The organism is Actinomycetospora sp. CA-101289 (genome assembly GCF_050955895.1).
In the GTDB taxonomy this organism is placed as follows: domain Bacteria; phylum Actinomycetota; class Actinomycetes; order Mycobacteriales; family Pseudonocardiaceae; genus Actinomycetospora.
In genome coordinates this window covers 3,001,293-3,026,374 of record NZ_CP192093.1, presented here as the reverse complement: position 1 = coordinate 3,026,374, position 25,082 = coordinate 3,001,293, and the positions used below count along the sequence as shown (strand labels likewise).

The following is a 25,082-nucleotide window of genomic DNA, read 5'->3' as shown; positions in this document are numbered from 1 at the left end:
CGAGGAGCGTCGCCGCCGGCAGGGGTCGCGGTCGTCGGCGTGGTGACGTGTCCCGGGGCTACGTCAGCGGGCGTAGCGACCCCGAGGTGCGCTCCGCGCACGTGAGCAGAACTCGGTGCTCCAGCACCGAGAAGTGCTCACCTGCGCGCAGCGCACCTCGGGGTGATCAGCCCGGTCTCGTAGGCGATGACCACGAGCTGGGCGCGGTCGCGGGCGTCGAGCTTGGTCAGCAGGCGCCCGACGTGCGTGCGGGCGGTGGCCGGGCTGATGACCAGGCGCCCCGCGATCTCGTCGTTGGTCAGCCCGCCCCCGACCAGCGCGAGCACCTCCCGCTCGCGCCGGGTGAGGACGTCGAGGCGGGCCGCGGGCACCAGCGGCTGCGGGCGCCCGGCGAACTCGGCGATCAGCCGGCGCGTCACCGCCGGCGCCAGCAGCGCGTCGCCCCGGGCGACCAGGGCGATGGCGCGCACGAGGTCCGCGGGCTCGGCGTCCTTGAGCAGGAAGCCGGCCGCTCCCCCGCGCAGCGCCCGGTAGACGTACTCGTCGAGGTCGAACGTGGTGAGCACGAGCACGGCGGTCGCGGCGAGAGCGGGGTCGGCGACGATCGTCTCCAGCGCGGTCAGCCCGTCCACGCCGGGCATGCGCACGTCCATGACGACGACGTCGGGGCGCTCGGCGCGCACGAGGGCGACGGCCTGCTCGCCGTCCGCGGCCTCGCCCACCACCGCGAAGCCGTCCTCGGTCTCCAGCAGCACGCGCAGGCCGGCGCGCACGAGCTGCTGGTCGTCGGCGAGGGCCACCCGGACCGCGGTCACCGGGCCATCAGCGGCAGCGCGGCCTCCACCACGACGCCGCTCGGGCCGGGGGTGACCGACGAGCGCCCGCCCACCGCCGCGGCGTGCTCGGCGAGGCCCCGCAGCCCGTTGCCGGGGGTGACCTCGCCGGCCGACCCGCCGTCGTCGGCGACCCGCAGCCGCAGCTCACGGGCGTCGCGCTCGAGGTCGACGGTGACGTGCCGGGCCGCGCGGGCGTGGCGCACGGTGTTGGTGACGGCCTCGCGGACGATGCGGAACGCGGCGTCGTCGACCGTCGGGGCGAGCTCGCCCGGGCTCCCCCGCACCTCCACGCCGACCCCCGCCAGACCCGCGACCCGCGCGACCTCGTCGAGGCGGTGCAGCCCCGGGGCGTCGCACCCCTCGGGCTCGCGGAGCACCTCGAGCGTGGTGCGCAGCTCGGCGAGCGCGGCGCGGCTCGCCTCCTTGATCTCGAGGAGCGCGGTCACGGCCTGCTCCGGGCGCCGGTCGGCGACGTGCGCGCCCACCCCGGCCTGCACCGCGATCATCGCCAGGCTGTGCGAGACGACGTCGTGCACCTCGCGGGCCAGGCGCAGCCGTTCCTGCTCGACGCGGCGGCGGGCCTGCTCCTCGGCGCGCACGGCCGCCTCGGCCTGGCCGCGGCGCAGCCCACCGACGGCGACCCCGACCGCCACCGTGACGATGATCCACATGAGGCGGTCGCGGTCCGGGGGTGCGACCACGTCGTCGCGGGAGATGATCCGCTCGAGGCCGACCCAGACCACGAACAGCGCGACCCCGGCGGCGACCGACCGGTGCCAGCTCAGCCGGCTGGCGACCGTGTACATGGCGACGGCAACCATCAGCGACGCGGGCCCGTCGGGGTAGCCCATCCAGTAGTACGGCGCGACGGTCAGCAGGGTCGAGGCGAGCACGAGCACCGGCGCGCGGTGGCGCCAGGCGAGGGCCGTCGCCGCGGCGACGATCAGGGCGGCGCCGCCGGGCCACCACGGCCGGTCGTCGGGGTGCGCGGTCAGCGCCGTGCCCAGGATCGAGATCGTCGCGAGCGCGGCGGCCAGCGCGACGTCGCCGTGGCGGGGCCACCACGGGCACCGTGCGCGCGGGACCGGGATCACCCCGGTCACGCTAGGGCGCGCAGAGGGCCACGTCGTCAGCGTCACGACGTAGTCGACCCCGGATCTCCTCGGGGTGATCCCCGAGTGGTCGCGGCGGTCAGGCGACGCCGGAGCGCGGCGTGAGTCTGACGGTGAGGTCCGCGTCGAGGGCCTGGGCCAGGCGGGCGAGGACCGCGAGGGTGGGCACGGTGCCGCCCGCCTCGAAGCGGGCGACGGCCGACTGCGTCATCCCGGCCGCCGCGGCCAGCTGGGCCTGCGTCCAGCCGCGAGCGGAACGCAGCTCGCGGACGGCCACCCCGAGCTCGTGGGCCCGTCGCGTCTCGTCGTACCCGTGCTGCGCCTCGTCCTCGCCCATCCGCCGGTCCCGCAGGGCCGACCAGGAGGTGCGCTCAGCCATCGTCGTCCTCCACCACGTGCATCTCGGCCCGGCACCGCTCCACCGCCCGCACAGCCCGCCGGACCTCGGCGGACTGCCGCATCCGCTGCTTCGTGAACACCGTCAGCAGGACGATCCTCCGCCCCGACGCGATCCAGTAGGTCACACGCACTGCCTCGCCGCCGAGGTGGACGCGCAGCTCGCGGAGCTTCCCGCTGAGTTGCCGCGTGTACGGCTCCCCCAGCAGGGGGCCACGCTCGCCGAGGAGGTCGATGTGGAACGCCGCGGCACCGAAGTGCCGTGCCGACAGGTCCTCCAACCAGCGCCTGACTCCCGGCTCGAGCTCGACACTACCCCACGCCATAGCACTGATGCGATAGACGGTGCGCCGGGCTCACCGGGTGCGTCGTCGGGTCCACGTCCCGAGGGTCTCGTCGCCCCCCGACAATCCCCGCGCTCGCCGCGTGCAGGGTCACCCCGGGGTGGCGGCGCCGCGCGACCTACCATCGAACGGACCAACCACTCGACGACTGATCGGGACAGCGATGACGCGGGGCCACGGCACGACGTTCGAGAAGCAGGTCCTCGAGGCGTCGGAGCGTCTGGCGGGCATCGCCGAGCGCACCCCGCTGCAGCGCAACGCGCGGCTCTCGGCCGCCACCGGCACCGAGGTGTGGTTCAAGCGCGAGGACCTGCAGGTCGGGCGCTCCTACAAGCTGCGCGGGGCCTACAACCTCATCAGCCAGCTCGACGCCGAGGCCCGCGCGGCCGGCGTCGTGTGCGCCAGCGCCGGCAACCACGCCCAGGGCTTCGCGTTCGCCTGCGCGGCGCACCGGGTGCCCGGCCGCGTGGTGATCCCCTCGACCACCCCGCGCCAGAAGCGCGAGCGGATCGTCGCCCTCGGCGGCGAGATGATCGAGCTGGTCGTCGCCGGCGACACCTACGACGAGGCGTCGGCCGCGGCGTCACGGTGGTCGGAGGAGACCGGCGCGACGCTCGTGCCCGCGTTCGACGACACGCGCACCGTCGCCGGCCAGGCCACGGTCGTCGCCGAGATCGTCGAGCAGCTCGGCGAGGCCCCCGACACCATCGTCGTGCCCGTCGGCGGCGGCGGCCTCCTCGCCGGCACCGCCACCTGGCTGCAGGCCACCCACCCGCGCACCCGCGTCGTCGGCGTCGAGCCCGCGGGAGCGCGCAACGTCGCCGCCGCGCTGCACGCCGGCACCCCGGTGGTGCTCGACGACGAGGGCTTCGACCGCTTCGTCGACGGGGCCGCCGTGCGCAAGGCCGGGGCCGTGACCTACCCGATGATCCGCCGCGCGGGCGCCGAGGTCGTCGCGGTGGACGAGGGCCTGGTCTGCACCGAGATGCTCGCGCTCTACCAGACCGACGGGATCATCGCCGAGCCCGCGGGCGCGCTGGCCGGCGCCGCGATCCGCCCCGACGGGCCCGGGCTGGACCTGGTCCCCGGCGAGACCGTCGTCGTCGTGCTCTCCGGCGGCAACAACGACGTCTCGCGCTACGCCGAGGTCATCGAGCGCTCGCTGCGCTTCCAGGGTCTCAAGCACTACTTCCTCGTCGAGTTCCCCCAGGAGCCCGGCGCCCTGCGTCGCTTCCTCGACGAGGTCCTGGGCCCCGACGACGACGTCACGCGCTTCGAGTACGTCAAGAAGGACAACCGCGAGTCCGGCCCGGCGCTGGTGGGCGTGGAGATCGGGTCGCGTGCGGACCTCGAGCCCCTGCTCGAGCGGATGGCCCGCTCGCCGCTGCAGATCGAGGCCCTCGAGCCCGGGTCGGCGGGGTTCCGCTTCCTCGTCTAGAGGGTTCGCGCCCAGAGCGTGGCGGACGCCGACCACTCCGGCGGCTGGTAGGGCTCGCCGTCGGCGTGCCAGCCCTGGCGCGCGTAGAAGTCCTGGGCCGCGGTGTTCGCCGTGTAGACCCACAGGACCGCGCGCCGGAACCCGCACGCCCCGAGGTACGCGATGCCCGCGTCGTGCAGCGCGCGGCCGGCGCCCGTCCCGATGACGGGCGGGTCGAGGTAGAGGCTGTGCAGCTCGGCGGACGGTACCGAGGTGTCCCCCGACTGCTCGGGGACGCGCAGCGGACCGACGACGCAGGCCCCGCGCACCTCGCCGTCGCCGTCCTCCGCGACGAAGACCGCGGTGGGGTCCGGCGCAGTGATCGCCCGCCCGCGCGCCTCGGCGAACACGGCCGGGTCGAGCGCGTCGAGCCGCTCGTCGGAGACGACGCCCCGATAGGTGTGCCGCCAGCCCGCGACGGTGATCGCGGCGATCCGCTCGGCGTCGCCCGGGACGGCGCGGCGGACGGTCCAGCCCACCGGGTCAGTCCTTCTCGGCGCGGGCGGCGGCGCGCTCGGTCACGGGCTCGTCGCGCACCGGCGTGACCGCGACGGCCGCGAGCGGCGCCAGGGCGGCCAGGGCGAAGCCCGCGGCGTAGCTCGACACCCCGATGATCACCCCGAGCACCGGCGGCGCCGCGGTGGCCACGATGTTCTGGGTCGTGTTCTGCACGCCCAGCGCCCGCCCGGACCAGGCGGTGCCGGCCATCTCGGCGGTCGCGGTGAACGCCAGCCCGTTGTCGGCGACGGTGATCACAGAACCGGCGGCGATCGCGGCCACCGCGACGATGCCGGTGGTCAGGTCGCCGAGCGCGAAGACCAGCAGCACCCCGGCGCTCGCGAACGCCAGCATCCGCATCGGGCGCAGGCGCGAGCCCACGCGGTCGGACCACCAGCCGCTGGCGATGCGCCCGCCCGCCCCGGCCATCTGGGCCACGGCCACGAACGCCCCCGCCGCGCCCGGCGACCAGCCCTGCTCGCGGACGAGGTACTCCAGCGAGAACGCCGAGATCGCGAACTGCGGCAGCACCAGCAGCGCGCTGGCCGCGTGTACGCGCGGCAGCACCGTGGTGCGGTAGGGCGAGGCCGGCGGGGCGGCGTCCGGGTCGCGGGCCGCCCGCGGCGGGTCGGCGGCGGCGAGCAGCACCAGCCCGGCGCACACGAGGCACGCCAGCGCGGGCCAGGCGAGCGCGGTCAGCGAGCCCTCGGCGGCGGCCAGGGTCGGCAGCACGAGCCCCGCGGCGGCGACCCCGAGCGGCTGGGCGGTCTGGCGGATGCCCATGGCGAGGCCGCGTTCCTCGACGTCGAACCACCCCATGATCAGCCGCCCGCTCGCGGCGTTCACCGACGCCGCGCCGATCCCGGCCAGCACGAGCAGCGCGACGGCGAGGACCAGCGAGCTCGGTGCGAGCAGCGCGAGCACCCCGGTCACCACCCCGCAGGCACCGAGCCCGAGCGCCATGGGCACGCGCTCGCCGACCCGGTCGACCACCGCGCCCCACGCGATCAGGGCGACGAGCAGGCCGAGCGTCGGGGCCGCGACGACGACGCCGACGGCGGCCAGCGAGAGCCCGCGCTCGTCGCGCAGGGTCGGCACGAGGAAGGGCACGCCGTACACGAGGGACGACGCCGCGGTCTGGGCCGCGACACCGACCGCGAGGACGACCCAGCGTCGACGTGAGCGCACGCCGTCTGTCTACGCCTCGGCTGCCCACTGTGCAGGACGAGCGTCTCACATATTGGGAACCGGCAGGGGTCACGACCTCAGCCGGGCGGGGCGAAGCCGCCGGTCGAGGGGGCGGCGTCGCGGTCGTCGGAGCGAGGAGGGTCGGCCAGGGCGTGCGGCGGGGCGAAGGGCGACGCCGGGGTGACCGTGGGACCAGGAGGTCCGAATCCGGAGCCCGACGCCTGTGCCGGCATCCCCGCCGGCGCGGGGCCAGCGGACCCGCTCCCCCACGCGCTGCCCGCGCCCAGGCGCTGGACCTCGCGGCGGTGGCGCTCGCCGAGCACGGCGGCGAGGTACGCCTCGGCCGGCACGCCCCCGGGCGGGGGTGGGGCGACGCGGGCGGCGACGTCGGCGGCCAGGCGCTCGGCGAGCGAGAACCGCACCGACCGCGCGAGCTGCGGCGCGCGCACGAGGAACTGGCGGGCGGCGAGGGCCAGGTCGTCCGGGAGGCGGGAGAGCTCGCACCCTGCCGCCCACGTCGCGAGCGCGGGGGCGACCGGGGGCAGACCTCCGAGGCCGGTGTGCGGGACGCGCTCGCGGACCACGACCGTGCCGGCGAGCAGGTCGCCGATGCGCTGGCCGCGCGCCGAGCTCGCGGACACGACGATGCCGAAGAAACCCGTGAAGAACGACAACAGGCCGAAGTCGACGATGAAGCCGGCGAGCGCGCGGGCCAGCGCGTGCCGGAACACGATCGGGCCGCCGTCGCCGCGGACCACGCGCAACCCCATCGCGTACTTCCCCGGCGACCGGCCGCGGGTCAGCGTCTCCCACAGCAGCGGGTAGCCGACGAAGACGCCGACCGTGGTCGACAGCCCGACCGCGGCGGCCAACGCGGGGTCGGCGTCGTCGCCGACCGCGGCCATGACGAGCAGCACGACGAGCAGCAGCAGCACCATGAGCAGGGCGTCGAGCGCGAACGACAGCGACCGGCTGGGCAGCCGCGCCGTGCGGACGTCCAGCTCGACCGCCTCGCCGATCACCACCCGGTCCACGGGCCCATCGTGCCCCACCGGCCGTCCGCGGTCGGGCAGGATCACCCGACGTGGACGTCGACGCCTTCGTGGCCGCGCACCGGCACGAGTGGGACCGCCTCGCGGTGCTGCTCGGCCGTCGCCGCTGGACCGGGGACGAGGTCGACGAGGCGGTCGCGCTCTATGAGCGGGCCGCCACCCACCTGTCGGTCGTGCGCTCCTCGTCGCCCGACCCCGCGCTCGTCGCCCGGCTCTCGACGCTGGTCGCGCGCGGCCGCACGGCGATCACCGGCTCGGCCGGCCCGTCGTGGCGCGACGTCACCCGCTTCGCGACGGTCGGGTTCGCGGTGGCGCTGGCGGCGTCGTGGCGCTGGTGGCTGACGACGATCGTGGTCAGCACGGTGGTCATGGTCGGGGTGGGCGTGTGGGTGGCCCGCTCCCCCGACGTCGCCTCGGCGCTGCTCCCGCCCGAGGAGACGCGGCGCCTCGTCGAGGAGGACTTCGCGTCGTACTACAGCTCGCAGCCGGCCTCGTCGTTCGCCGCCCGCGTGTGGACGAACAACGCCTGGCTCGCCGCCGTGTGCCTGGTGACCGGGGTGCTGGTGCTCCCGGTGCTCTGGGTGCTGCTGCAGAACGTCGTCAACGTGGGTCTCAGCGGCGGGATCCTCGCCGCGAACGGGCGCGCCGACCTGTTCTTCGGCCTCATCACGCCGCACGGGCTGCTCGAGCTGACCGCGGTGTTCGTCGCGGCGGGCGCGGGCCTGCGGCTGGGCTGGTCGTGGATCGACCCGGGACCGCTGACCCGGTCCGAGTCGCTGGCGCGCCAGGGCCGGACCACGGTCGGGATGGCCCTCGGGGTGGCCGTGCTGCTGGCGGTGTCGGGGGTGATCGAGGCGTTCGTGACGCCCTCGGGCCTGCCGACGGCCGCGCGCATCGGCATCGGGGTGCTGGCGGAGGCGGGCTTCGTGGCCTACGTGCTGTGGGGCGTGGTGCTGGTGCGCCGCCACGGCGCCACCGCCCCGGCGCTGGCCGACCTCGCCGCCGACCGTCGCGGCGCCGAGCTCCCGAGCGCGGGGTGAGCGCGTGACCGTCGCCCGCTCCCGCCCGCCCGTGCCCGAGGACCTGCTCGTCGGGCTGCGCCGCGCCCGCGACCGCGTCGACCGCGACTACGCCCAGCCCCTCGATCTCGACGAGCTGGCCAGGGTCGCGGGCCTGTCGAAGTACCACTTCCTGCGCTGCTTCGCCCGCACCTACGGGCGCACCCCGCACGCCCACCTCACCGAGCGGCGCATCGAGCGGGCCCAGGACCTGCTGCGCAGCACCAACCTCACGGTCACCGAGGTGTGCGGACTCGTCGGGTACGCCTCGCTCGGCTCGTTCTCGTCGCGGTTCCGCCAGCTCGTGGGCAGCAGCCCGTCGGAGTACCAGGCGCGGTGGGCCCTCACGGGCGCGCCGCGCATCCCGGGGTGCTTCGTGCTGATGCACGGGCTCTCGGACCGCGCAATCCCGGAGTAGCCGCCGGGGCGGGGTGCCGCGGGAGGATTTCCCGCATGATCACCAACATCTCGCTGGTCACGCTCTACGTCGCCGACCAGGACGACGCGAAGAAGTTCTACTGCGAGGTCATGGGCTTCGTGGAGGGCACCGACGTCTTCCTGGGCGAGGGCTTCCGCTGGGTCACGGTCAAGCACCCCGCCCAGCCCGAGCTCGAGGTGACGCTGATGCTGCCCGGCCCGCCGCTGAACGACGACATGACCGGCGCGGTCCGGCGCTCGCTGGCCAGCGGGACGATGGGCGGCTTCGGCCTGACCACCGACGACTGCCGCGCCGAGTACGAGCGGCTCACCGAGCAGGGCGTCGTGTTCGTCCAGGAGCCCCAGGAGCGCCCCTACGGCGTCGAGGCCGTGATGCGCGACAACTCCGGCAACTGGCTGGTCCTGGTCGAGCCGCGGGCGTTCACGCCGGAGGACTTCGCCTGACCGCTCACAGGCGCCCCGCCGCCTTCAGCGCGAGGTAGCGGTCGGCGACGGCCGGGGGCAGGTCGTCGGGGCCCGCGTCGACGACCTCGACGCCCCGGCGGGTCAGCCGCTCGACCACGCGGCGGCGGGCGGCGCGGGCGGTCTCGGCGGCGGCCGCGGTGTAGACGGCCTCGGCGTCGCCGCGCCCGGCCGCCAGGACCGCGAGCTCCGGGTCGGCGACGGCCGCCACCAGCAGGGTGTGCCGGCGCAGCAGGGCCGGGAGCACCGGCTCGAGGCCCTCGGCGATCGCGGACTCGTCGAGCCCCGTCACCAGCACCACGAGGCTGCGCCGCCCGGCCCGCGCCAGCACCGTCGACGCGACCAGGCGCATGTCGGTCTCGACCAGCCGCGCCTCGAGCGGGGCCATCGCCGTGACCAGGGCGGGCAGCAGGTCGCGCGCCGTGGCGCCCTGCACCGACGCGCGGACCTCGCGGTCGAGGGCGAGCAGGTCGACCCGGTCGCCGCCCCGCGAGGCCAGCGCCGCCAGCAGCAGCGCGGTGTCCAGGGCCGCGTCCAGCCGCGGGGCGTCGCCCACCCGGCTCGCCGCGGCCCGGCCGGTGTCGAGCACGACGAGCACGTGCCGGTCGCGCTCGGGGCGCCAGGTACGGACGACCAGGCCCGTCGAGCGCGCCGAGGCCCGCCAGTCCAGCGACCGCACGTCGTCGCCGGCCACGTACTCGCGCAGCGAGTCGAACTCGGTGCCCTGCCCACGGACCTGCACCGCGCGGCGCCCGTCGAGCTCGCGCAGCCGCGCCAGGCGCGACGGCAGGTGCCGGCGGGACCCGAAGGGCGGGAGCACCCGCACCCGCGCCGGGACCGCGCGCCGGCCCTGGCGTGCGGCCAGCCCGAGCGGGCCGACCGAGCGCACCGCCACGCGCACCGCGTCCCGGTCGCCCCGCCGGCTGGGGGTCAGCGTGGTGGTGACCCGGCGCCGCTCCCCCGCCGGCACCACGAGTCGCTGGCGCGCCGGCACCGCGCCGGCCGAGGGCTCCCAGGCGTCGCGCAGCACCAGCACCGCGCGCCGTCCGGCGGGGTTGGCGACGCGCAGCGCGATCTCGGTCGACGCGCCCAGGCGCAGGCTCGTCACGTGGTCGGGGGCCTGCTCGCGGTCCAGCGCCAGCGCGCGCACCGGCACGGCGAGGAGCGCGTCGACCACCGCCAGCACGGCCACCACCGCGCTCACGACGAGCACCCCGACCAGCGAGGGCAGCAGGAACCCGACGACCAGCGTCCCCAGCGCCGCGAGCAGCGCCAGGCGCTCGGTGACCGCCACCGTCTAGCGGGGCACCGGCACGGCGCCGAGCACCCCGGTGACCACGCCGTCGGCGGTGACGCCCTCGAGCTCGGCCTCGGCACGCACCTCGACCCGGTGGCGCAGCACGGGCAGGGCGAGGGCCTGGACGTCGTCGGGCGTCACGTACGGGCGGCCCGAGAGCCACGCCCAGCTGCGGGCGGCGACGAGCAGGGCCGTCGCCCCGCGGGGCGAGACCCCGAGGCGCAGCGACGGCGACGCGCGGGTCGCGCGGCACAGGTCGACGACGTAGGCGAGGACGTCGGGGCGCACGGTCACCCGCGCGACCGCCGCCCGCGCCGCGCGCAGGTGCGCCGCGCCCGCGACGGGGCGCACCCCGGCGGCCGCGAGGTCGCGGGGGTCGAAGCCCTCGGCGTGGCGGGCGAGCATGCGGATCTCGTCGTCGCGGGCCGGCAGCGGCAGCACGAGCTTGAGCAGGAACCGGTCGAGCTGGGCCTCGGGCAGCGGGTAGGTGCCCTCGTACTCCACGGGGTTCTGGGTCGCGGCCACCACGAACGGGTCGGGCAGCGGGCGCGGCGTCCCGTCGACCGAGACCTGGTACTCCTCCATGGCCTCGAGCAGCGAGGCCTGGGTCTTCGGGGGCGTGCGGTTGATCTCGTCGGCGAGCAGCAGGTTCGTGAACACGGGACCGGGGCGGAACGAGAACTCGGCGCTGCGCGAGTCGTAGACCAGCGAGCCCGTGATGTCGCCGGGCATGAGGTCCGGGGTGAACTGCACGCGGCGGTCCTCGAGCGACAGTGCCGCGGCGACCGCGCGCACGAGCAGCGTCTTGGCCACGCCGGGCACGCCCTCGAGCAGCACGTGGCGGCGGCAGAGCAGGGCGATGACCAGGCCGGTGACCGCGGCGTCGTGGCCGACGACGGCCTTGCCCACCTCGTGGCGCAGGGCGAGCAGGGCCTCGCGGGCCTCGTCGGCGGTGATCTCGGCGGTGTCGTCGGCAGCGTTGCCGGCAGGGATCTCGCTACCGATCCCGCCCTCACGGTCCTCTGCCACGCGCGCCATCCGATCACGCCCCTCCGGACACCGCACCGGAGGCCTCGCGGACCGCCGCGCGCAGCCGGTCGATCTCGCCGGCCAGCGCGACCAGCGACGGGTCGTCCGGGGGCGGCGGGCCGGCGAGCAGCGCGCCGACGGCGGCGACCGGCCACCCGGTGCGGGCCGCGGCGGCGTCGACGACGGCGTCCGCCCCCGCCCCGCGCGGCACCCCGAGGCGCAGGGCGAGGTCCCGGTGCGCGTCGGCGCGCAGGGCGGCGGCGGCCCGGTCGCGGGCCCCCGCGCGGCGGTACAGGCGCGCCCGGCCCCGCACGGTCTCCCCCGCGGGCACGACGACGGGCAGGTCCTCATGGACGACCGGACCCAGGCGCCGGCCCCGCCACAGGGCGACGACCAGGCCCGCGACCAGCAGCTGGACCGGCGCCCACAGCCAGCCCGGCGGCAGCAGCTCGGTGGTCCCGCGCGCCTGGCCCGGCTCGGCCGGCGGCGGGACGGGCAGGTACCAGAGCAGCTGCGGCTGCGCGCCCAGCACGTCGAGGGCCAGCGCGGCGTTGCCCCGCTCGTCGAGGACGTCGTTGGTGAACGGGGTGGCGTCGCCGACGACGGTGACGGTGCGCCCGCGGTCGCGGACCGCCACCAGCGACGCCGCGCCGCTCCCGGTGCCGGTCGGGTAGCAGCGGGCGGCGGCGGGGTCGGTCGTCGTGTACGCGGCGCCGGCGAGGTCGACGGGGCCGGCGAGCACCGCGGCGCGCAGCGCGCACCCCGGCTCGGTGGGCTCGGGGAGCTCGACGGGTTCGAGGGCCACGGTCGGGGCGAGCGCGCGCAGGCTGCGCTCGTCGGGGCGCAGCAGGACGAGATCGGCACCTGAGGCTGCGAGGGCGTCGCGCTGGCGGGTGCTCAGCCGTTCGGGCAGGGCGACGAGCACGGTGCGTCCGGGCCCGGCGGCCGCGGCGTCGAGGTCCGAGACGGGCGTGACCCGCACGCCCTGGCCCTCGAGCAGGCGGGCCAGGGCCATCGAGCCCTCCGGCGACGCCGCCGCGGGGTCGAGCTCGCCGGTGCGGGGCGCGGTGCCGAGCACGGCGAGCAGGAGCGCGCCCGCCAGCACCAGGGCACCGATGAGCACCGGGCCGCGCCAGCGACGGCGCGGGGCCGGCTGGTCCGCAGCGAACGGCCTGTTCGCTGCTTCGACGCGCGCGGAGTCCCCGTCGATCACGAGCGCACGAGCCTCGTGGCCGCCACCGCGGCGTCGACCTCGCGCAGGCGGGCGTCACCCGCGGTGCCGGCGGACCGGCCGCCGTAGACGGTCTCGTCGAACAGGTGCGCCGCCTCCCGCAGGTCGGCCGCGGCGCCGGGCAGGGCGCGCCCGCCCTCGCGGGCCGCGTCCGTCGCCGTCCGCCCGCGCCGGGGTTCGAGCACCGTGCGCTCCTCGAGCGCGCGGACGATCGCCCGCATCCGCTCGCGCACCGCGTCGTCGTACCGGCCGGCGGCCGCGTGCCCGTCGGCGAGGCGGCGGTGCTCGGCGGCGGGCAGCTCGGTCGCGCCGAGCACCGTGCCGGCCACCGCCGCGCTGCGCAGCGTCGGGCCGAAACGCCGCCGGACGACGATCACGACGACCACCACCAGCACCAGGAGCACCAGCAGCCCCCACCCACCGCCGGGCGAGACCCCCGCGGCGGCGCGGAGCAGGTCGGCGATGCGGCGCGCGAGCCACTGCACCGCGGCCAGCACGGGGTCGGGCTGGGCGTCGCGGTACTCCTGGCGGGCGAGCTCCTCGCGCGCCAGCTCGCGCGCCGGGTCGGCGCCGAGGTCGATCGGCACGGCGCCCGGGAGCGGGATCCCCGGCCCGGCGCCGGGCGGTGGCCCCGGGACGGGCCCGAGCGGCAGCACCGTCAGCGACCGCCGGCCACGGACCGCTGCAGCTCGATGTCGAAGCCCTCCCGGCGCATGCGCTGGTCGACGTAGAGCAGGCCGGTGACGCCCGACTGGAACGGCGTCGTCAGCGTCGTGGCGATGATGCTGCCGACCGCCACGATCAGCAGCACCGGCAGCGTCGTCGCCGTCGCCGTCGGGCCCCCGCTGCTGCCGGCCGCGTAGCCCAGCGCACCGCCGAGCGCCTGGAACGGCAGCGTGATCACGAGCGCGATCGCGAACGTGATCAGCCCACCGAGCAGCTGGATGCCGAACACGGGCCAGAAGCGCCCGGTGACGAGCGACCACGAGCGCCGCAGCGACTCGACGACCCCCACGCCCTCGAGCACGTAGGCCGGCGGCGCGAGCAGGAGCATCACGTTGATCCAGACCAGCACCGCGATGGCCGCGAGCACGCCGATGACGATCACCACGACGCCCGTGGCGGTGTCGAGGGCGAGGAGCAGGGTCCCGGGGAGCAGGGCGACGGCGAGGATCCCGAGGTTGATCAGCGCGACGAGCACCGCGACGCCGAGCACCCCGCCCACCCGCGGCCGCGCGGCCCGCCAGACCTCGCCCGCGTCGACCGGCGCGCCCAGCACCGAGCGGCTGATCACCACCATGAGCACGCCCGTGAGCACCGCGGCCGCGACGACCGTGACCACGATGCCGAGCAGGCCCGCCAGCCCGATGCCCGCGACGAGCCCCGTGACCTGGGCCAGGTCCGGGGAGCCGCCGAGGTCGGTCGCCGACGACGTGAACAGCAGCTGGAGCACCACCTGCACGACCTGGCTGATCACCGCGACCACCGCCGACGCGCCGAGCACGACGCGCGGGTGCGCGCGGATGTACTGCAGCGCGCCGTCGAGGATCTCGCCGAGGCCCAGCGGGCGGAGGGGGACGACGCCGGGCTTCGGGGCCTGCGCGGCACCGAACCCGCCGAACCCGCCGGGCGCGCCGTACCCGGGCTGGCCGTGGCCCGGCTGCTGGCCGTACCCCGCGGGCTGCCCGTAGCCGGGCTGCTGGCCGTAGCCGGTCTGGCCGTAGCCCGACTGCTGGCCGTAGCCCTGCTGCCCGTAGCCAGGCTGCTGGCCGTATCCCGGCTGCTGCCCGAACCCGGACTGCTGCTCGTACCCCGGCCCGGTCTGCGTCGGGCCCGGGTCCCAGGCCGGGACGTCCGCGCCCGGGGTGCCCTGCGGCGGGGTCGGCTCGCCGCTGGCGGCCTCCGACGGCTCGCCGCTGGGGTCGGACGACGGACCACTCACCGGACACGCTCCCTGCTCGGGTGGCTCCCCCCGCACCGGGGAGAGGACGCGGCGATCGTGCCACGGACGCCCGACGCGCACCCGCGTCCACGGCGGCGCGCCGGCCACCGGTGGGCTCGGGCCAGGGCCGCGCCGGCGTCTGTCACGATCCCCGCGTGGCCCTGCACTCCGCGCTGTGGCGCCGGCTCGACATCTCCGACGGCCTGGCCCACGGCGCCCTCTCGGACTTCACCCCCGACGCCGATCACCCGGACGGGGCACACCTGCTCGACGGCGCGGCCGTGACCCGCGACGAGGCGGGCGCCTGGTCGCTGCGGTTCTCGGTGATCGCCGACCGCGCCTGGCTGACGCGCACCGTGTTCGTCGAGGTGCTCGCCGACGACGGCCTGGAACGGGTCACGCTCTCGGTCGACTCCCTCGGCGAGTGGAGCCTCGACGGCCGCCCGTGGCCCGAGCTGCGCGGGTGCACCGACGTCGACGTGTCCGCGACGCCGCTGACGAACGCCCTGCCCGTGAACCGGCTGGGCCTGCCCGTCGGCGGCGAGGCGTCGGTGGACGTGGCCTGGCTGGACGTGCCCTCGCTCGCCGTGCACCGCGTGCGCCAGGTCTACCGCCGCGGTCCCGACGACGCCCGCGGCCTCGCCACCTACACCTACGCCGACCCGACCTACGGCGAGTTCGGCATCACCGTCGACCGGGCCGGGCTCGTCGTCGCCTATCAGGGGCTGTTCACCCGGGTCGCCTAGGTACCCTCGTCGCTGTCAGGCCCCGATGCCCGTGGTGGAGGCGAGCCGTACCGTGCCCTCGCCCCTGCGTTCCGGTCGTGCCCGCTGGCTGTTGCTGGCGGTCATCGTGCTCGCGCTCGTCGCCGTCGCGCTCGTCGTGCCGCTGCCGACGCCGCTGGAGCTGCGCGACCGGGTCGACGGGCTCGGGGCGTGGGCGCCGGTCGCGTTCCTGCTGGTCCACGCGCTGGTGACGACGACGCCCCTGCCCCGCACGGTGTTCTCGCTGTCGGCGGGCGTGATGTTCGGGCCGTGGCTCGGGATCGCGTTGTGCGTGGTGGCCAGCACGCTGTCCGCGGCCGCCGCCTTCGCCATCGCGCGGCGCCTCGGCGGGCGGGCGGTCGACCGGCTCGGGCCGGGTCGGGTGCGCGCGGCCGAGGAACGCCTGTCCTCACGCGGCCTGCTCTCGGTGACGTCGGCGCGGCTCGTGCCGGCGATCCCGTTCGCGCCGCTGAACTACACGTTCGGCGTCACGAGCGTGCGCTGGCGCCACTACCTCGTGGGCACCGCGATCGGGCTGGTGCCCGGCACGTCGGCCGTCGTGCTGCTCGGCGACGCCGCCACCGGGTCGCTGTCGCCGGCTTCGCTGGCCGTGTTCGGGGTCAGCGGGGCCATCGGCGTGATCGGGGTGCTGCTGTGCGCCCGCGGGCCACGACCCGAGACAGAGGAGCCGCAGGAGCGGGACTAGCTGCCGGGCGGCGGGGCCGGGTTGTTCGTCGGCTCGGGCTCGGTGGGGCTCGGGCTGACCGGGCCCTCGGTGCGCACGGGGCCCTCGGCCGGCCGCGGGGCCTCCGACGGCGCGACCGGCGCGACCGGGTCGGGGGTGATGACGCCGGGCTGGGGCGCGGGACCGGGCGGCGGGAAGCCGTTGGTCGAGTACTCGTTCGGGCTGGTCGGCGACCCCGGGGCGGGCTCGTCGCCGGGGAACACGCAGGCGCTCAGGGCGACGCCCCCGGCGAGCAGCACGGCCGCGAGGGCCGAGGTGCGGGCGGCTGTGCGTCGGTTCAGCACGCGGGTCCCTCCCTGGTCGTCCCGCCGACCCCCGTCGACGGCGCGCAGACGGTATCGCGTCCCCGCCCGGCCCGCCGCGCTCGCCCCATGTGCGTGATCTTCTGAGCTACAGCTCAGAAGATCACGCACGTACCGAGCGCGCCAGGATCCCCCGCGGCCGGATCGAGCGCATGGGCTCGGGGCCCACGCCCTCCTCGCGCAGGACGTCGTTGGCCGCCGTGACCGCGGTGACCGCCGCCCGCTCCATCAGCGCCGACGGCACGTCGCACGCCACCCAGTCGCCGGCCAGGCGCAGCCCGCGGGCGTCGGTGAGGACGCCGGGGCGCACCAGGTGGTAGCCGGGGTCGAAGCCCGGCGCGTTGGTGTAGCGGTGGGTCTCGGCGTCGATCACCCGCAGGTCTGCGGCCTCGGGCCACAGCGCGGCGAGCTCCTCGCGCATCGCCGCCACCAGGTCGTCCACCGACTCCCCGGGCGGGCACGCGTAGGAGTGCAGCTCGACGACGGAGCCCCCGCGCTCCCGGGCCCAGCGCGCCGACCCGCCCTCCAGCCGGTGGAACAGCGTCACCGAGTCGAGCACGCGCTCGCGGGTGACGCCGGTGAACGCCGACCGCGACGGGTCGACGTCGCCCTCGCAGAACAGCCGGGCGACGACGTAGGGCTCGCCGCCGGGCAGGGCCGCGATCCGCCGCGCGAGCCCCGGGGCGCTGGCCACGAGCTCCGGCGAGGCGGCCACGAGGTTCCGGGTGGCGGGGACGTCGGTGGCCACCACGAGGTGGCGGGCGTGCCGTGCGGGCTCGGACTCGACGTCCACCGCCCAACCGCGCGCGCCGTCGGGGCGCAGCGACACCGCGCGGGCGCCCGTCGTCACCGTCGCGCCGTGCTTCTCCAGCACGCGGGTGAAGGGCTCCCACAGCGAGGTCCGGTAATCCTCGACCGGGGCGTCCATGCCCAGGCCCTCGGGGTTGCCGGTGAAGTAGAAGTGGCACATCGCGAGGAACTCGGCCGCCGAGTAGCGCTGCTCGACGTTGAAGAACGAGTGCGCGAACACCTCGAACAGCATCGCCCGCCCGCGGTCGGAGAAGCCGAGCGAGTCGAGCAGCTCGGCGGCGCTGCGGTGGTCGTGCTCGGCGTAGGTGCGCGCCGGGTCGTAGTGCAGCATCGCCAGCGCCTCGTCGGCGTTGACGTGGCGCAGCTCGCGCAGCTTGAAGCTCGGGCTGCGCAGCACCAGCGCGACGAGGTTGAGCAGCGGGGTGCGCGGCAGCGCCGTGAAGTCCTCGGGCTCCCAGCCCACCGACGGGCGGCTCGCGATCGGGTAGCCGCCGACGTCGCGCAGGAAGCCCAGGTCCGGGTCGATGCGCCGCAGGACGTCGCGCAGCGTGTAGTACTGGCGGAAGAAGCCGTGGTACCCGTGCTCGACGACCACCTCGCTGCCGTCGGCGAGACGCCGGTCCCACGTCCCGAGCCGGCCGCCGAGGTGCGGCGCGGCCTCGAGCAGCTCGACGCGCACGCCGCGCTCGGCGAGCACCAGCGCGGCGGTGACGCCGGCGATGCCGCCGCCGACGACGACGGCGGTGACGTCCGGACCCACGCGCTGCGGGAGGTCGGGCCGGGCACGCACGTGGTGGTGGGGACGGAAGGGGCCGGACACGGGCGCAGCCTAGGCCGCCCGGCGGGCATGGGCCCGCCGGAGCGGGGGCACCTAGCCCGTCGACCGGCCCCGCCACGGGGCGCGAGGGCAGGACCGTGCAGCGGGAGGCACCGATGGCCGAGACCGACCGGGAACGGCGCGTGATCGACGAGGTCACGAAGGGGCTGATCATCGGCGGGTCGGTGCGCGACGCCACCGACCAGAAGACCTTCGGGGTCGAGGATCCGTCCACCGGCGAGATCCTCTGTGACGTCGCCGACGCCTCCCCCGAGGACGGGATGGCCGCCCTCGACGCCGCCGCGGGCGTCCAGGCCGAGTGGGCCGCCACCGCGCCCCGGGAGCGCGGCGAGATCCTGCGCCGCGCCTTCGAGCTGGTCACCGAGCGCGCCGACGACATCGCGATGCTCATGACCCTCGAGATGGGCAAGACGCTCGCCGAGTCGAAGGCCGAGATCGGCTACGCCGCGGAGTTCTTCCGCTGGTTCTCCGAGGAGGCCGTGCGCATCGCCGGCGAGTGGAAGGTCAACGCCACCGGGTCGGGGCGCGTGCTCGTGATGCGCCAGCCGATCGGGCCGTGCCTGCTCATCACGCCGTGGAACTTCCCGCTGGCGATGGGCACCCGCAAGATCGGCCCGGCGATCGCCGCCGGCTGCACGATGGTGATCAAGCCGGCGTCGCTGACCCCGCTGACGATCCTCAAGCTGGCCGACATCCTCGCCGAGGCAGGCCTGCCCGACGGGGTGCTCAACGTCGTCACGACGAAGTCGACGGGCAAGGTGATGGGCCCGCTGATCGCCGACGGGCGCATCCGCAAGCTGTCGTTCACCGGCTCCACCGAGGTCGGGCAGAAGCTGCTCCAGCAGGCGTCGGAGCAGGTGCTCAAGACGTCGATGGAGCTGGGCGGCAACGCGCCGTTCGTCGTGTGCGCGGACGCCGACGTCGACGCCGCGGTGGAGGGCGCGATGCTGGCCAAGATGCGCAACATCGGCGAGGCGTGCACCGCGGCCAACCGGTTCTACATCCACGCCGACGTCGCCGAGGAGTTCACCAAGAAGCTCACCGAGCGGATGGGCGACATGAAGGTCGGGCGCGGCACCGAGGAGGGCGTCGAGGTCGGCCCCCTGGTGGAGGCCGACCAGCGCGACAAGGTGGCCGAGCTGGTCGACGACGCCGTGCAGAAGGGCGCGACCGTGCGCACCGGAGGCCAGGTGCCCTCGGGCCAGGGCTACTTCTACCCGCCGACCGTGCTCGCCGACGTGCCCACCTCGGCCCGCGTGGCCAAGGAGGAGATCTTCGGCCCGGTGGCCCCGATCTTCACGTTCACCGAGGACGACGAGGCGATCCGCGCCGCCAACGACACCGAGTTCGGCCTGGTCAGCTACCTGTACACCAGGGACCTCTCCCGGGCGATCCGGCTGGCCGAACGCCTCGAGGCGGGGATGGTCGGGCTCAACCAGGGCGTGGTGTCCAACGCCGGCGCGCCGTTCGGCGGCTGGAAGCAGTCGGGCCTGGGCCGCGAGGGCGGCAGCGTGGGCATCGAGGAGTACCTCGAGGTCAAGTACGTGGCGATGAACGTGTAGGTGCGCTCCGCGCACGTGAGCACTTCTCGGTGCTGCAGCACCGAGAAGTGCTCACGTGGCCGAAGGCCACAGGTCGCCCGTGAGGGTGCGGTCGTCCAGGCGGTGGGCGGCCGGGGTGTCGTGCAGCACGAGCAGACCCTCAGGCAGGACGGCCAGGCCCTCGGGGCGGTCGCAGCCGACGCCGACGGCGAGCTCGGCGACCACCTCGACCTCGTCGCGGGTGATCGCCGGCGGCAGCGACCCGGCGGCGGCCGCCCCGGGCAGGCGCACGATCCGCGCCGGGCCGTCGAGCACCATCGTCGGGCCGGCGAGCACGAGCAGGTCGTCGCCGTCGCGGGCCAGGTCGCGCACACCCAGGCCGTCGAGGTCGACGAAGTGCTTGCCCACCCCGTCCAGGGCGAGCTCGGAGCCCTCCACGTGCACCGCGAGCCCCAGCAGCACCGCCCAGCCGCGCAGCACCGGACCGCGCAGGCCCAGGACCACGCGGTCCGGGAGCACCGCGAGCCCCTCGACGTCGAACCCGTTGTCCTTGCCCGGGATCGCCAGGAACGGCGCGAGGTGCTCGTCGGCGGCCAGCGCCCCGAACAGCCCGCGGCGCCCGGACGGCAACCGGGCCCCCGCACCCGGGACCGGGCGCGCCCCGTCCGGGCCGTCGCGCAGCGGCAGGCGGGCGAGCAGGCGGCGTGACTTCTCCGCCGACGTGCGCGCGAGCCGGACGCCCACCTGGTCCGCGGGCGTCCCCGGTTTGACCCGCCTGCGCTTGGCGCTGTGCGACCCGACGACCCACAGCGCGCCGTCGACCACGTCGAGGCCCTCGGCGTCCACCTCGTCGTCGGGATCGCCGGGCAGGTCGACCAGGCCGGCCAGCGGCAGCTCCTCGGGACTCCCCCACCCGGCGCCCTCGCGGCGCAGGGCCAGCAGCGACGCGCCCTCGTCGGGGGCCAGGAACAGCACGTCGCCGGCCGCGGCGACGCCCGAGACGTCGAGCCCGCTGGTCGCGGCGTGCGGCCCGAGGTGCAGCGGGACCGGGGTCGGGCTCATCGGCGGCGGAACGTGAAGACCGCGGTGCGCCCGTCCGAGGACTCCAGCCGCACCGTCGACCCGTCCTCGACGAACGTGCCGCCCTGGGTGATGCGCGTGACGGTGCCGTCGTCCTCGATGTCCGCCCACCCCGGGCCGACGGCGTTGACGGTGAAGTCCACGCCGTCGTTGTCGCGGGGCGCGCGCCGGGTGCTGGTGCGCCCGCTGCGGGTCGGCTGGCTCGCGTCCGGCTGGCTGACCTCGATCGGGAACCCGGTGACGGTCGCCCGGCAGTCGTTGCCGCTGCAGCTCACCGAGCTGCCGGTGCCGCCGCAGCCGGCGAGCAGCCCGCCCGCGACGAGGGCGACGGCCAGCGCCCCGTACGTGGCGGGACCTCGTGCGGTCATGCTCCACCTCTTCGTGACTCAGCGTCGCTGTGATCGGAGAGTATGTCTCATTCAGCCCAGTGCGCCGCGAGCACCCGCCGGTCGAGGTGACCCTCGGTGAGAAGTGACCCCCAGTCGAGCGCTTCGACGACCGCGTCCGCGAGGTCGGCGGGCGCCCAGCCGTGCTCGGCGCCGGGCACCTCGGCCCGCGAGGCGTCGGGCAGCGCGGCGACGAGGGCCTCGGCGGCCGCGACGAAGAACGGCCAGGCCGCGGAGCCGGTGAGGACGGTGGTCGGCACCGTGACCGACCGGGCGAGGCTCCCGTCCGCCAGGGCGTCCGCGACGCGTGCCAGGGCCTCGGTGTCCGCGGCGACCGTGGGCGCGAGGCGCAGGTAGCGCTCGCGGTCGGGCCCACCGAGCATGCCGTCCAGCCACTCCGGGGGCATGCCCTCGGTGGCGAACCGGAGCACGGCTTCGGGGTCGCCCGCCCGCGCGCGCTCGACGATCCCCGCGTGCCACGCCCACGCCTGGGCCCCGCCGTCGGTGGCGAGCGGGACCTCCCAGAGCACGAGCCGGTCGACGCCGGGCAGCGCCGCGGCCGCGGCCAGGGCGATCGCCCCGCCCGAAGAGCTGCCGTAGAGGGCGGCGCGCCCGCCGAGCTCGTCGACCAGCGCGCGCAGCGCCGCGACCTCGCCCGCCAGCGTCGCGGGCCCGTCGTCCGAGTCACCGCGACCCGGCCGGTCGTGGTGCACGACGTCGCACCCGCGGGCGGCGAGCTCGCTGGTCAGCGTCCGCGTCGCCGCGTCGGTGGCCCGCATCTGCCCGAGCCCGCCGATGAGCACCAGCGGGCGACCGCCCGCGCCCTCGCGGTCGTAGGCGATCCGGACGCCGTCGTCGGTGCGGACGTACACGCCGTCAGCCGGCGAGCGCCCGCAGGCGGCGCACGACCTCGTCGGCGCCGAGCGCGCGGGTGACCTCGTAGAGGTCGGGGCTGCGCTGGGCGCCGGTGATCGCGACGCGGGCGACGTTGGCGGCGTCCTTGAGCATGCCCGGGTAGGCGTCGGGGTCCTTCTTGTACGTCTTCGGGTTGGGCGCGAAGCCGTGGCGCGACGCGAGGTCGCGGATCTGCTGGAACCAGGTCGGCTGGTCGCCCTCCTGGACGTAGCCGTCGGCGAGGTCGGCGGCCAGCGTCCGCACGAGCGCCGCGTCGAGCCCGCCGAAGCGCTCGTCGCCCGCGTCGGTGACGTCGGTGAACAGCTCCGGGAAGAAGAAGCCGTAGGCCTCGCGGAAGTCCGACCACTTCGCCAGGTCCTTGCGCGGGTTCTCGACCCCGACGCGCTCCACGTCGATCGCCGCCGCCGCGAGCTCGGGGTTGGCGTCGAGCACCTTGACGACCTCGGGGTCGTACTCGGCGGCCCAGGCGCGCACGCCGGCGAGCACGTCCGGGCCGGGCAGCGAGGCGATGTGGTCGGCGGAGATGTCGGCGAGCTTGACCGTGTCGACCAGCGGGCCGGCGAGCCCGAAGTCGTCGAGGCGCAGCGGGGTGGCCAGGGCCTCGGCCAGCGGCATCTCCGCGAGCCGGGGGTTGGCCAGCCCGCGCAGGTAGTACTGCACGGCGGGCACCGGGTAGCCGGCCTCGAGGTAGAAGTCGACGGCCGCCTCGGCGTCCTTGCGCTTGGAGAGCTTGCGCTTCGACCCGCCCTCCTGCTTCATCAGCGGCGCGAGGTGGGCGTAGTCGACGGGCTCGAAGCCCAGCGCGGCGAACAGCTGGCGGTGCGTCGGCACCGACGACAGCCACTCCTCGGTGCGCACGACGAGGTTCGTGCGCATGAGGTGGTCGTCGACGGCGTGCGCGAAGTGGTAGGTCGGCAGCCGGACGTCGTTGGCGGAGCTCTTGAGGATCACCACGTCGTTGTGGTTGTCCTCCATCTCCACGCGTCCGCGCCGGCGGTCGGTGAACGCGAACCGCTCCCCCACCACGCCCCCGGACCGGAACCGCGCCACCCACGGCCGGCCCTCGTCCAGGGCGGCGCGCACATCGTCCTCGCTCGCGTCCCGCCACGGTGCCCAGCGCCCGTAGTAGCCGGTGGGGAGCTTGAGCGTGCGCTGCGCGTCGGCGATCTGCGCCAGCTCGTCCTTCGTGGCGAAGTCCGGGTACGCCCGCCCCTGGCGCATCAGCTCGCGCACGTAGGTCTGGTAGATCGCCGCGCGCTGCGACTGGTGGTAGGGCCCGTAGTCGCCGCGGGGTTCCGGGAGCGCCACGTCGCCCTCGTCGGGCACCAGGTCGAACGCCTCGAACGCGCGGCGGAACTGCGCGTCGGCGCCGGCGACCTCGCGGCTCTGGTCGGTGTCCTCGATGCGCAGGACGTAGACGCCGCCCGTCGAGTGCGCGAGGTCGCGCGACACCATCGCCGTGTAGAGCCCGCCCACGTGCACGAACCCCGTGGGGCTCGGGCCGAAGCGCGTGACGAGCGCGCCCTCGGCCAGCTCGCGGGGCGGGTAGCGCTCCTCGAGCTCGGCGGGCTCGGGCAGGTCGGCCGGGAACAGGCCGTCGACGAGGGCGCGATCGAGCATGGGGCCCGATCCTACGAGGTCGCCCTGCTCAGGCGCCGTCACCGGGCGGCAGACCGAGGTCGCCGGTGGCGTGGCGCCCCGCGCCGTTGTTCTCCGGTTCCGCCAGGACCGCGTCGGCGCGCTGCTCGGCGGCGGCCACGACCCGGGCGATCTCGGGGTCGGTGCTGGTGTCGAACCAGTCGGCGACGTCGTCGTCGGTCTCGCCCGGGCGCGTGGCAGGAGCGGGGTCCTGGGGTGACGGCTGGTAGCGGAACACCCCGTCCTCACCGGGCGCCCCGAGCATCTTCGTGAAGCCCTCGAGGGCCTTGCCGAAGTCGCTGGGCACCACCCAGAGCTTGTTCGACTCGCCCTGCGCCATCTGCGGCAGCGTCTGCAGGTACTGGTAGGCCAGCATCTCCGGCGTCGGACGTCCGGCCTTGATCGCGGCGAAGGTCTTCTCGATCGCCTTGGCCTCGCCCTGGGCCTGGTAGTACGCGGCGGCCCGCTCGCCCTGCGCGCGCAGCATCGTGGCCTGCCGGTCGGCCTCGGCGTTGAGGATGGCGGCCTGCTTGGAGCCCTCGGCGTTGAGGATCGCGGCCTGCTTGTTGCCCTGTGCGGCGGCGATCGACGACTCGCGGTGGCCCTCGGCGGTGAGGATCATGGCCCGCTTCTCGCGGTCGGCCTTCATCTGCTGCTCCATCGAGTGCTGGATGGAGGGCGGCGGGTCGATGGCCTTGAGCTCGACGCGGACCACCCGCAGGCCCCACGGCCCGGTGGCGTCGTCGAGGGCGCGGCGCAGGCGCGTGTTGATCGTCTCGCGGGAGGTCAGCGCCTCCTCGAGGCTCATCCCGCCGACGACATCGCGCAGCGTCGTGGTGGTCAGCTGCTGGACGCCGTTGATGTAGTCGGAGATCTCGTAGACCGCGTTGCGCGGCTCGGTGACCTGGTAATAGACGACGGTGTCGATCGAGACCGTCAGGTTGTCCTGGGTGATCACCGGCTGGGGCGGGAACGAGACGACCTGCTCCCACAGCGCCACCCGCTCGCGGATGCGGTCGATGAACGGCACGAGGAACGTCAGCCCGGGGCCGGCGGTGCGCTGGTAGCGCCCCAGCCGCTCGATGACGGCGGCCTCGGCCTGGCGCACGACGGTGACGGCCTTGACCACCGCGGTGATGATGAGGATCAGCGCGGCGGCGATGACCACGTAGAGCACGAGCGTGACGGGGTCCATCAGCTCTCTCCCTGCAGGGGTGGGCGGGACGGGTGCGCGGGGCCGGCGCTCGGCGCCGTGACCACGGCGGTGGCCCCGCGGATGTCGACGACGACCACGGGGTCGCCGGGGGTGAGTGCCGGGCTGCCGGGGCCGTCGTGCAGCGCCCGTGCGGTCCAGAGGGCGCCCGCGATGCGCACGGTGCCCGCGTCGTCGCCGGTGATCGCGTCCACGACCTCGGCCGTGGTGCCGAGCAGCGCGGCCGGCCCGGCGTTGACCGCGCCGTCCGCGGCCTCGCCACGCATCCGGCGCTGCAGCGCGGGCCGCGCCAGCAGCACCAGGACGGCGGCGGAGACACCGAAGACGGCGACGTCGACCCCGAGCGGCGCACCCAGGGCCGAGGCCCCGGCGGCCGCGAACGCGGCGAGTCCGAGCATGAGCAGCACGAAGGTGCCGGAGACCAGCTCGACCGCGATCAGCACCACTCCCGCGATCAGCCACAGCAGCGGGATCACACCGTCGAGTGTGC

27 protein-coding genes are annotated in these 25,082 nt (G+C 75.9%); 7 read left to right on the top strand and 20 right to left on the bottom strand.

The genetic code is table 11. The features are described from left to right. Window positions 1–137: 137 nt before the first annotated feature. The 4 genes from ACQPX6_RS15065 to ACQPX6_RS15050 form a co-directional block, all read right to left on the bottom strand. Entirely contained in the window at window positions 138–815 is a 678-nt protein-coding gene (locus tag ACQPX6_RS15065) for a response regulator (RefSeq protein WP_433788117.1), read from the bottom strand. Further along, window positions 812–1,930 (bottom strand): sensor histidine kinase, encoded by a 1,119-nt coding sequence (locus ACQPX6_RS15060; RefSeq protein WP_433788116.1) that lies wholly within the window; start codon window positions 1,928–1,930, stop codon window positions 812–814. Before ACQPX6_RS15060 ends, ACQPX6_RS15065 begins: the two co-directional genes overlap by 4 nt. 97 nt (window positions 1,931–2,027) lie before the next feature. After that, window positions 2,028–2,327: a helix-turn-helix domain-containing protein gene (locus tag ACQPX6_RS15055; protein WP_433788115.1), complete on the bottom strand. Its 300-nt coding sequence runs from the start codon at window positions 2,325–2,327 to the stop codon at window positions 2,028–2,030. Continuing rightward, the gene (locus tag ACQPX6_RS15050) at window positions 2,320–2,670 is read right to left on the bottom strand and encodes a type II toxin-antitoxin system RelE/ParE family toxin (RefSeq protein WP_433788114.1); all 351 of its coding nucleotides are present in this window, start codon (window positions 2,668–2,670) and stop codon (window positions 2,320–2,322) included. Before ACQPX6_RS15050 ends, ACQPX6_RS15055 begins: the two co-directional genes overlap by 8 nt. 181 nt (window positions 2,671–2,851) lie before the next feature. Here ACQPX6_RS15050 and ilvA point away from each other — a divergent pair, with 181 nt between their 5' ends. Continuing rightward, window positions 2,852–4,126 carry a threonine ammonia-lyase IlvA gene (gene ilvA / locus ACQPX6_RS15045; protein ID WP_433788113.1) on the top strand — a complete coding sequence of 425 codons (1,275 nt, stop codon included), beginning with the start codon at window positions 2,852–2,854 and terminating at the stop codon, window positions 4,124–4,126. On the opposite strand, the gene ACQPX6_RS15040 is transcribed toward ilvA, so the two are convergent. The 3 genes from ACQPX6_RS15040 to ACQPX6_RS15030 form a co-directional block, all read right to left on the bottom strand. Next, on the bottom strand, window positions 4,123–4,644 hold the full coding sequence (locus ACQPX6_RS15040) for an N-acetyltransferase family protein (protein ID WP_433788112.1): 522 nt from the start codon (window positions 4,642–4,644) through the stop codon (window positions 4,123–4,125). The genes ilvA and ACQPX6_RS15040 overlap by 4 nt on opposite strands. Before the next feature lie 4 nt (window positions 4,645–4,648). Continuing rightward, a complete protein-coding gene (locus ACQPX6_RS15035) occupies window positions 4,649–5,851 on the bottom strand; it encodes an MFS transporter (protein ID WP_433788111.1) in 1,203 nt (400 codons plus the stop codon). Between the two features lie 77 nt (window positions 5,852–5,928). Continuing rightward, the gene (locus ACQPX6_RS15030) at window positions 5,929–6,885 is read right to left on the bottom strand and encodes an RDD family protein (RefSeq protein WP_433788110.1); all 957 of its coding nucleotides are present in this window, start codon (window positions 6,883–6,885) and stop codon (window positions 5,929–5,931) included. 50 nt (window positions 6,886–6,935) lie between these two features. On the opposite strand from ACQPX6_RS15030, the gene ACQPX6_RS15025 reads away from it, so the two are divergent. Genes ACQPX6_RS15025 through ACQPX6_RS15015 form a run of 3 tightly spaced genes read left to right on the top strand, consistent with a single transcriptional unit; the run spans window position 6,936 to window position 8,843 of the window. Continuing rightward, on the top strand, window positions 6,936–7,943 hold the full coding sequence (locus tag ACQPX6_RS15025) for a stage II sporulation protein M (protein WP_433788109.1): 1,008 nt from the start codon (window positions 6,936–6,938) through the stop codon (window positions 7,941–7,943). A gap of 4 nt (window positions 7,944–7,947) precedes the next feature. Further along, window positions 7,948–8,379 carry a helix-turn-helix transcriptional regulator gene (locus ACQPX6_RS15020; protein WP_433788108.1) on the top strand — a complete coding sequence of 144 codons (432 nt, stop codon included), beginning with the start codon at window positions 7,948–7,950 and terminating at the stop codon, window positions 8,377–8,379. Between the two features lie 35 nt (window positions 8,380–8,414). Beyond that, entirely contained in the window at window positions 8,415–8,843 is a 429-nt protein-coding gene (locus ACQPX6_RS15015; protein ID WP_433788107.1) for a VOC family protein, read from the top strand. Window positions 8,844–8,847: 4 nt separating this feature from the next. Here ACQPX6_RS15015 and ACQPX6_RS15010 read toward each other — a convergent pair whose 3' ends face one another. From ACQPX6_RS15010 to ACQPX6_RS14990, 5 genes are all read right to left on the bottom strand, one after another. Then, on the bottom strand, window positions 8,848–10,155 hold the full coding sequence (locus ACQPX6_RS15010) for a DUF58 domain-containing protein (protein WP_433788106.1): 1,308 nt from the start codon (window positions 10,153–10,155) through the stop codon (window positions 8,848–8,850). 3 nt (window positions 10,156–10,158) lie between these two features. Beyond that, window positions 10,159–11,115, bottom strand: coding sequence for an AAA family ATPase (locus ACQPX6_RS15005; protein ID WP_433788276.1), 957 nt, complete (start codon window positions 11,113–11,115; stop codon window positions 10,159–10,161). Window positions 11,116–11,200: 85 nt separating this feature from the next. Then, on the bottom strand, window positions 11,201–12,400 hold the full coding sequence (locus ACQPX6_RS15000) for a DUF4350 domain-containing protein (RefSeq protein WP_433788105.1): 1,200 nt from the start codon (window positions 12,398–12,400) through the stop codon (window positions 11,201–11,203). Then, window positions 12,397–13,074 (bottom strand): DUF4129 domain-containing protein, encoded by a 678-nt coding sequence (locus ACQPX6_RS14995; RefSeq protein WP_433788104.1) that lies wholly within the window; start codon window positions 13,072–13,074, stop codon window positions 12,397–12,399. Before ACQPX6_RS14995 ends, ACQPX6_RS15000 begins: the two co-directional genes overlap by 4 nt. A gap of 2 nt (window positions 13,075–13,076) precedes the next feature. Beyond that, the gene (locus tag ACQPX6_RS14990; RefSeq protein WP_433788103.1) at window positions 13,077–14,360 is read right to left on the bottom strand and encodes a hypothetical protein; all 1,284 of its coding nucleotides are present in this window, start codon (window positions 14,358–14,360) and stop codon (window positions 13,077–13,079) included. Window positions 14,361–14,515: 155 nt separating this feature from the next. Here ACQPX6_RS14990 and ACQPX6_RS14985 point away from each other — a divergent pair, with 155 nt between their 5' ends. Then, a complete protein-coding gene (locus ACQPX6_RS14985) occupies window positions 14,516–15,106 on the top strand; it encodes a putative glycolipid-binding domain-containing protein (protein ID WP_433788102.1) in 591 nt (196 codons plus the stop codon). 52 nt (window positions 15,107–15,158) lie between these two features. Next, window positions 15,159–15,830, top strand: coding sequence for a TVP38/TMEM64 family protein (locus tag ACQPX6_RS14980; protein ID WP_433788101.1), 672 nt, complete (start codon window positions 15,159–15,161; stop codon window positions 15,828–15,830). Here ACQPX6_RS14980 and ACQPX6_RS14975 read toward each other — a convergent pair. Both ACQPX6_RS14975 and ACQPX6_RS14970 read right to left on the bottom strand, forming a co-directional pair. Continuing rightward, window positions 15,827–16,153 (bottom strand): hypothetical protein, encoded by a 327-nt coding sequence (locus ACQPX6_RS14975; protein ID WP_433788100.1) that lies wholly within the window; start codon window positions 16,151–16,153, stop codon window positions 15,827–15,829. The two genes, ACQPX6_RS14980 and ACQPX6_RS14975, sit on opposite strands and share 4 nt — an antisense overlap. A 121-nt stretch (window positions 16,154–16,274) precedes the next feature. Next, entirely contained in the window at window positions 16,275–17,801 is a 1,527-nt protein-coding gene (locus ACQPX6_RS14970; protein WP_433788099.1) for an FAD-dependent oxidoreductase, read from the bottom strand. Between the two features lie 113 nt (window positions 17,802–17,914). On the opposite strand from ACQPX6_RS14970, the gene ACQPX6_RS14965 reads away from it, so the two are divergent. After that, a complete protein-coding gene (locus ACQPX6_RS14965; protein ID WP_433788098.1) occupies window positions 17,915–19,381 on the top strand; it encodes an NAD-dependent succinate-semialdehyde dehydrogenase in 1,467 nt (488 codons plus the stop codon). Window positions 19,382–19,432: 51 nt separating this feature from the next. Here ACQPX6_RS14965 and ACQPX6_RS14960 read toward each other — a convergent pair whose 3' ends face one another. The 6 genes from ACQPX6_RS14960 to ACQPX6_RS14935 are packed head-to-tail and all read right to left on the bottom strand — an operon-like array spanning window position 19,433 to window position 25,068. Further along, window positions 19,433–20,422, bottom strand: coding sequence for a DUF3616 domain-containing protein (locus ACQPX6_RS14960; protein WP_433788097.1), 990 nt, complete (start codon window positions 20,420–20,422; stop codon window positions 19,433–19,435). Further along, window positions 20,419–20,808 (bottom strand): hypothetical protein, encoded by a 390-nt coding sequence (locus ACQPX6_RS14955; RefSeq protein ID WP_433788096.1) that lies wholly within the window; start codon window positions 20,806–20,808, stop codon window positions 20,419–20,421. The genes ACQPX6_RS14960 and ACQPX6_RS14955 overlap by 4 nt, the downstream gene beginning before the upstream one ends. A 47-nt stretch (window positions 20,809–20,855) precedes the next feature. Continuing rightward, window positions 20,856–21,698 carry an alpha/beta fold hydrolase gene (locus tag ACQPX6_RS14950; RefSeq protein WP_433788095.1) on the bottom strand — a complete coding sequence of 281 codons (843 nt, stop codon included), beginning with the start codon at window positions 21,696–21,698 and terminating at the stop codon, window positions 20,856–20,858. Between the two features lie 4 nt (window positions 21,699–21,702). Beyond that, the gene (locus ACQPX6_RS14945; protein WP_433788094.1) at window positions 21,703–23,361 is read right to left on the bottom strand and encodes a glutamate--tRNA ligase; all 1,659 of its coding nucleotides are present in this window, start codon (window positions 23,359–23,361) and stop codon (window positions 21,703–21,705) included. A 28-nt stretch (window positions 23,362–23,389) separates the two neighbouring features. Beyond that, the gene (locus tag ACQPX6_RS14940; RefSeq protein ID WP_433788093.1) at window positions 23,390–24,574 is read right to left on the bottom strand and encodes an SPFH domain-containing protein; all 1,185 of its coding nucleotides are present in this window, start codon (window positions 24,572–24,574) and stop codon (window positions 23,390–23,392) included. Next, a complete protein-coding gene (locus tag ACQPX6_RS14935; protein ID WP_433788092.1) occupies window positions 24,574–25,068 on the bottom strand; it encodes an NfeD family protein in 495 nt (164 codons plus the stop codon). Before ACQPX6_RS14935 ends, ACQPX6_RS14940 begins: the two co-directional genes overlap by 1 nt. Between the last annotated feature and the right edge of the window lie 14 nt (window positions 25,069–25,082).

Excerpts from the sequence above, each read along its gene's own strand:
- ACQPX6_RS14940 (WP_433788093.1), bottom strand. The coding sequence starts at position 24,574 with ATGGACCCCGTCACGCTCGTGCTCTACGTGGTCATCGCCGCCGCGCTG.
- ACQPX6_RS15015 (WP_433788107.1), top strand. The coding sequence starts at position 8,415 with ATGATCACCAACATCTCGCTGGTCACGCTCTACGTCGCCGACCAGGAC.
- ACQPX6_RS14955 (WP_433788096.1), bottom strand. The coding sequence starts at position 20,808 with ATGACCGCACGAGGTCCCGCCACGTACGGGGCGCTGGCCGTCGCCCTC.
- ACQPX6_RS14965 (WP_433788098.1), top strand. The coding sequence starts at position 17,915 with ATGGCCGAGACCGACCGGGAACGGCGCGTGATCGACGAGGTCACGAAG.
- ilvA (WP_433788113.1), top strand. The coding sequence starts at position 2,852 with ATGACGCGGGGCCACGGCACGACGTTCGAGAAGCAGGTCCTCGAGGCG.
- ACQPX6_RS14960 (WP_433788097.1), bottom strand. The coding sequence starts at position 20,422 with ATGAGCCCGACCCCGGTCCCGCTGCACCTCGGGCCGCACGCCGCGACC.
- ACQPX6_RS14945 (WP_433788094.1), bottom strand. The coding sequence starts at position 23,361 with ATGCTCGATCGCGCCCTCGTCGACGGCCTGTTCCCGGCCGACCTGCCC.
- ACQPX6_RS15050 (WP_433788114.1), bottom strand. The coding sequence starts at position 2,670 with ATGGCGTGGGGTAGTGTCGAGCTCGAGCCGGGAGTCAGGCGCTGGTTG.
- ACQPX6_RS15055 (WP_433788115.1), bottom strand. The coding sequence starts at position 2,327 with ATGGCTGAGCGCACCTCCTGGTCGGCCCTGCGGGACCGGCGGATGGGC.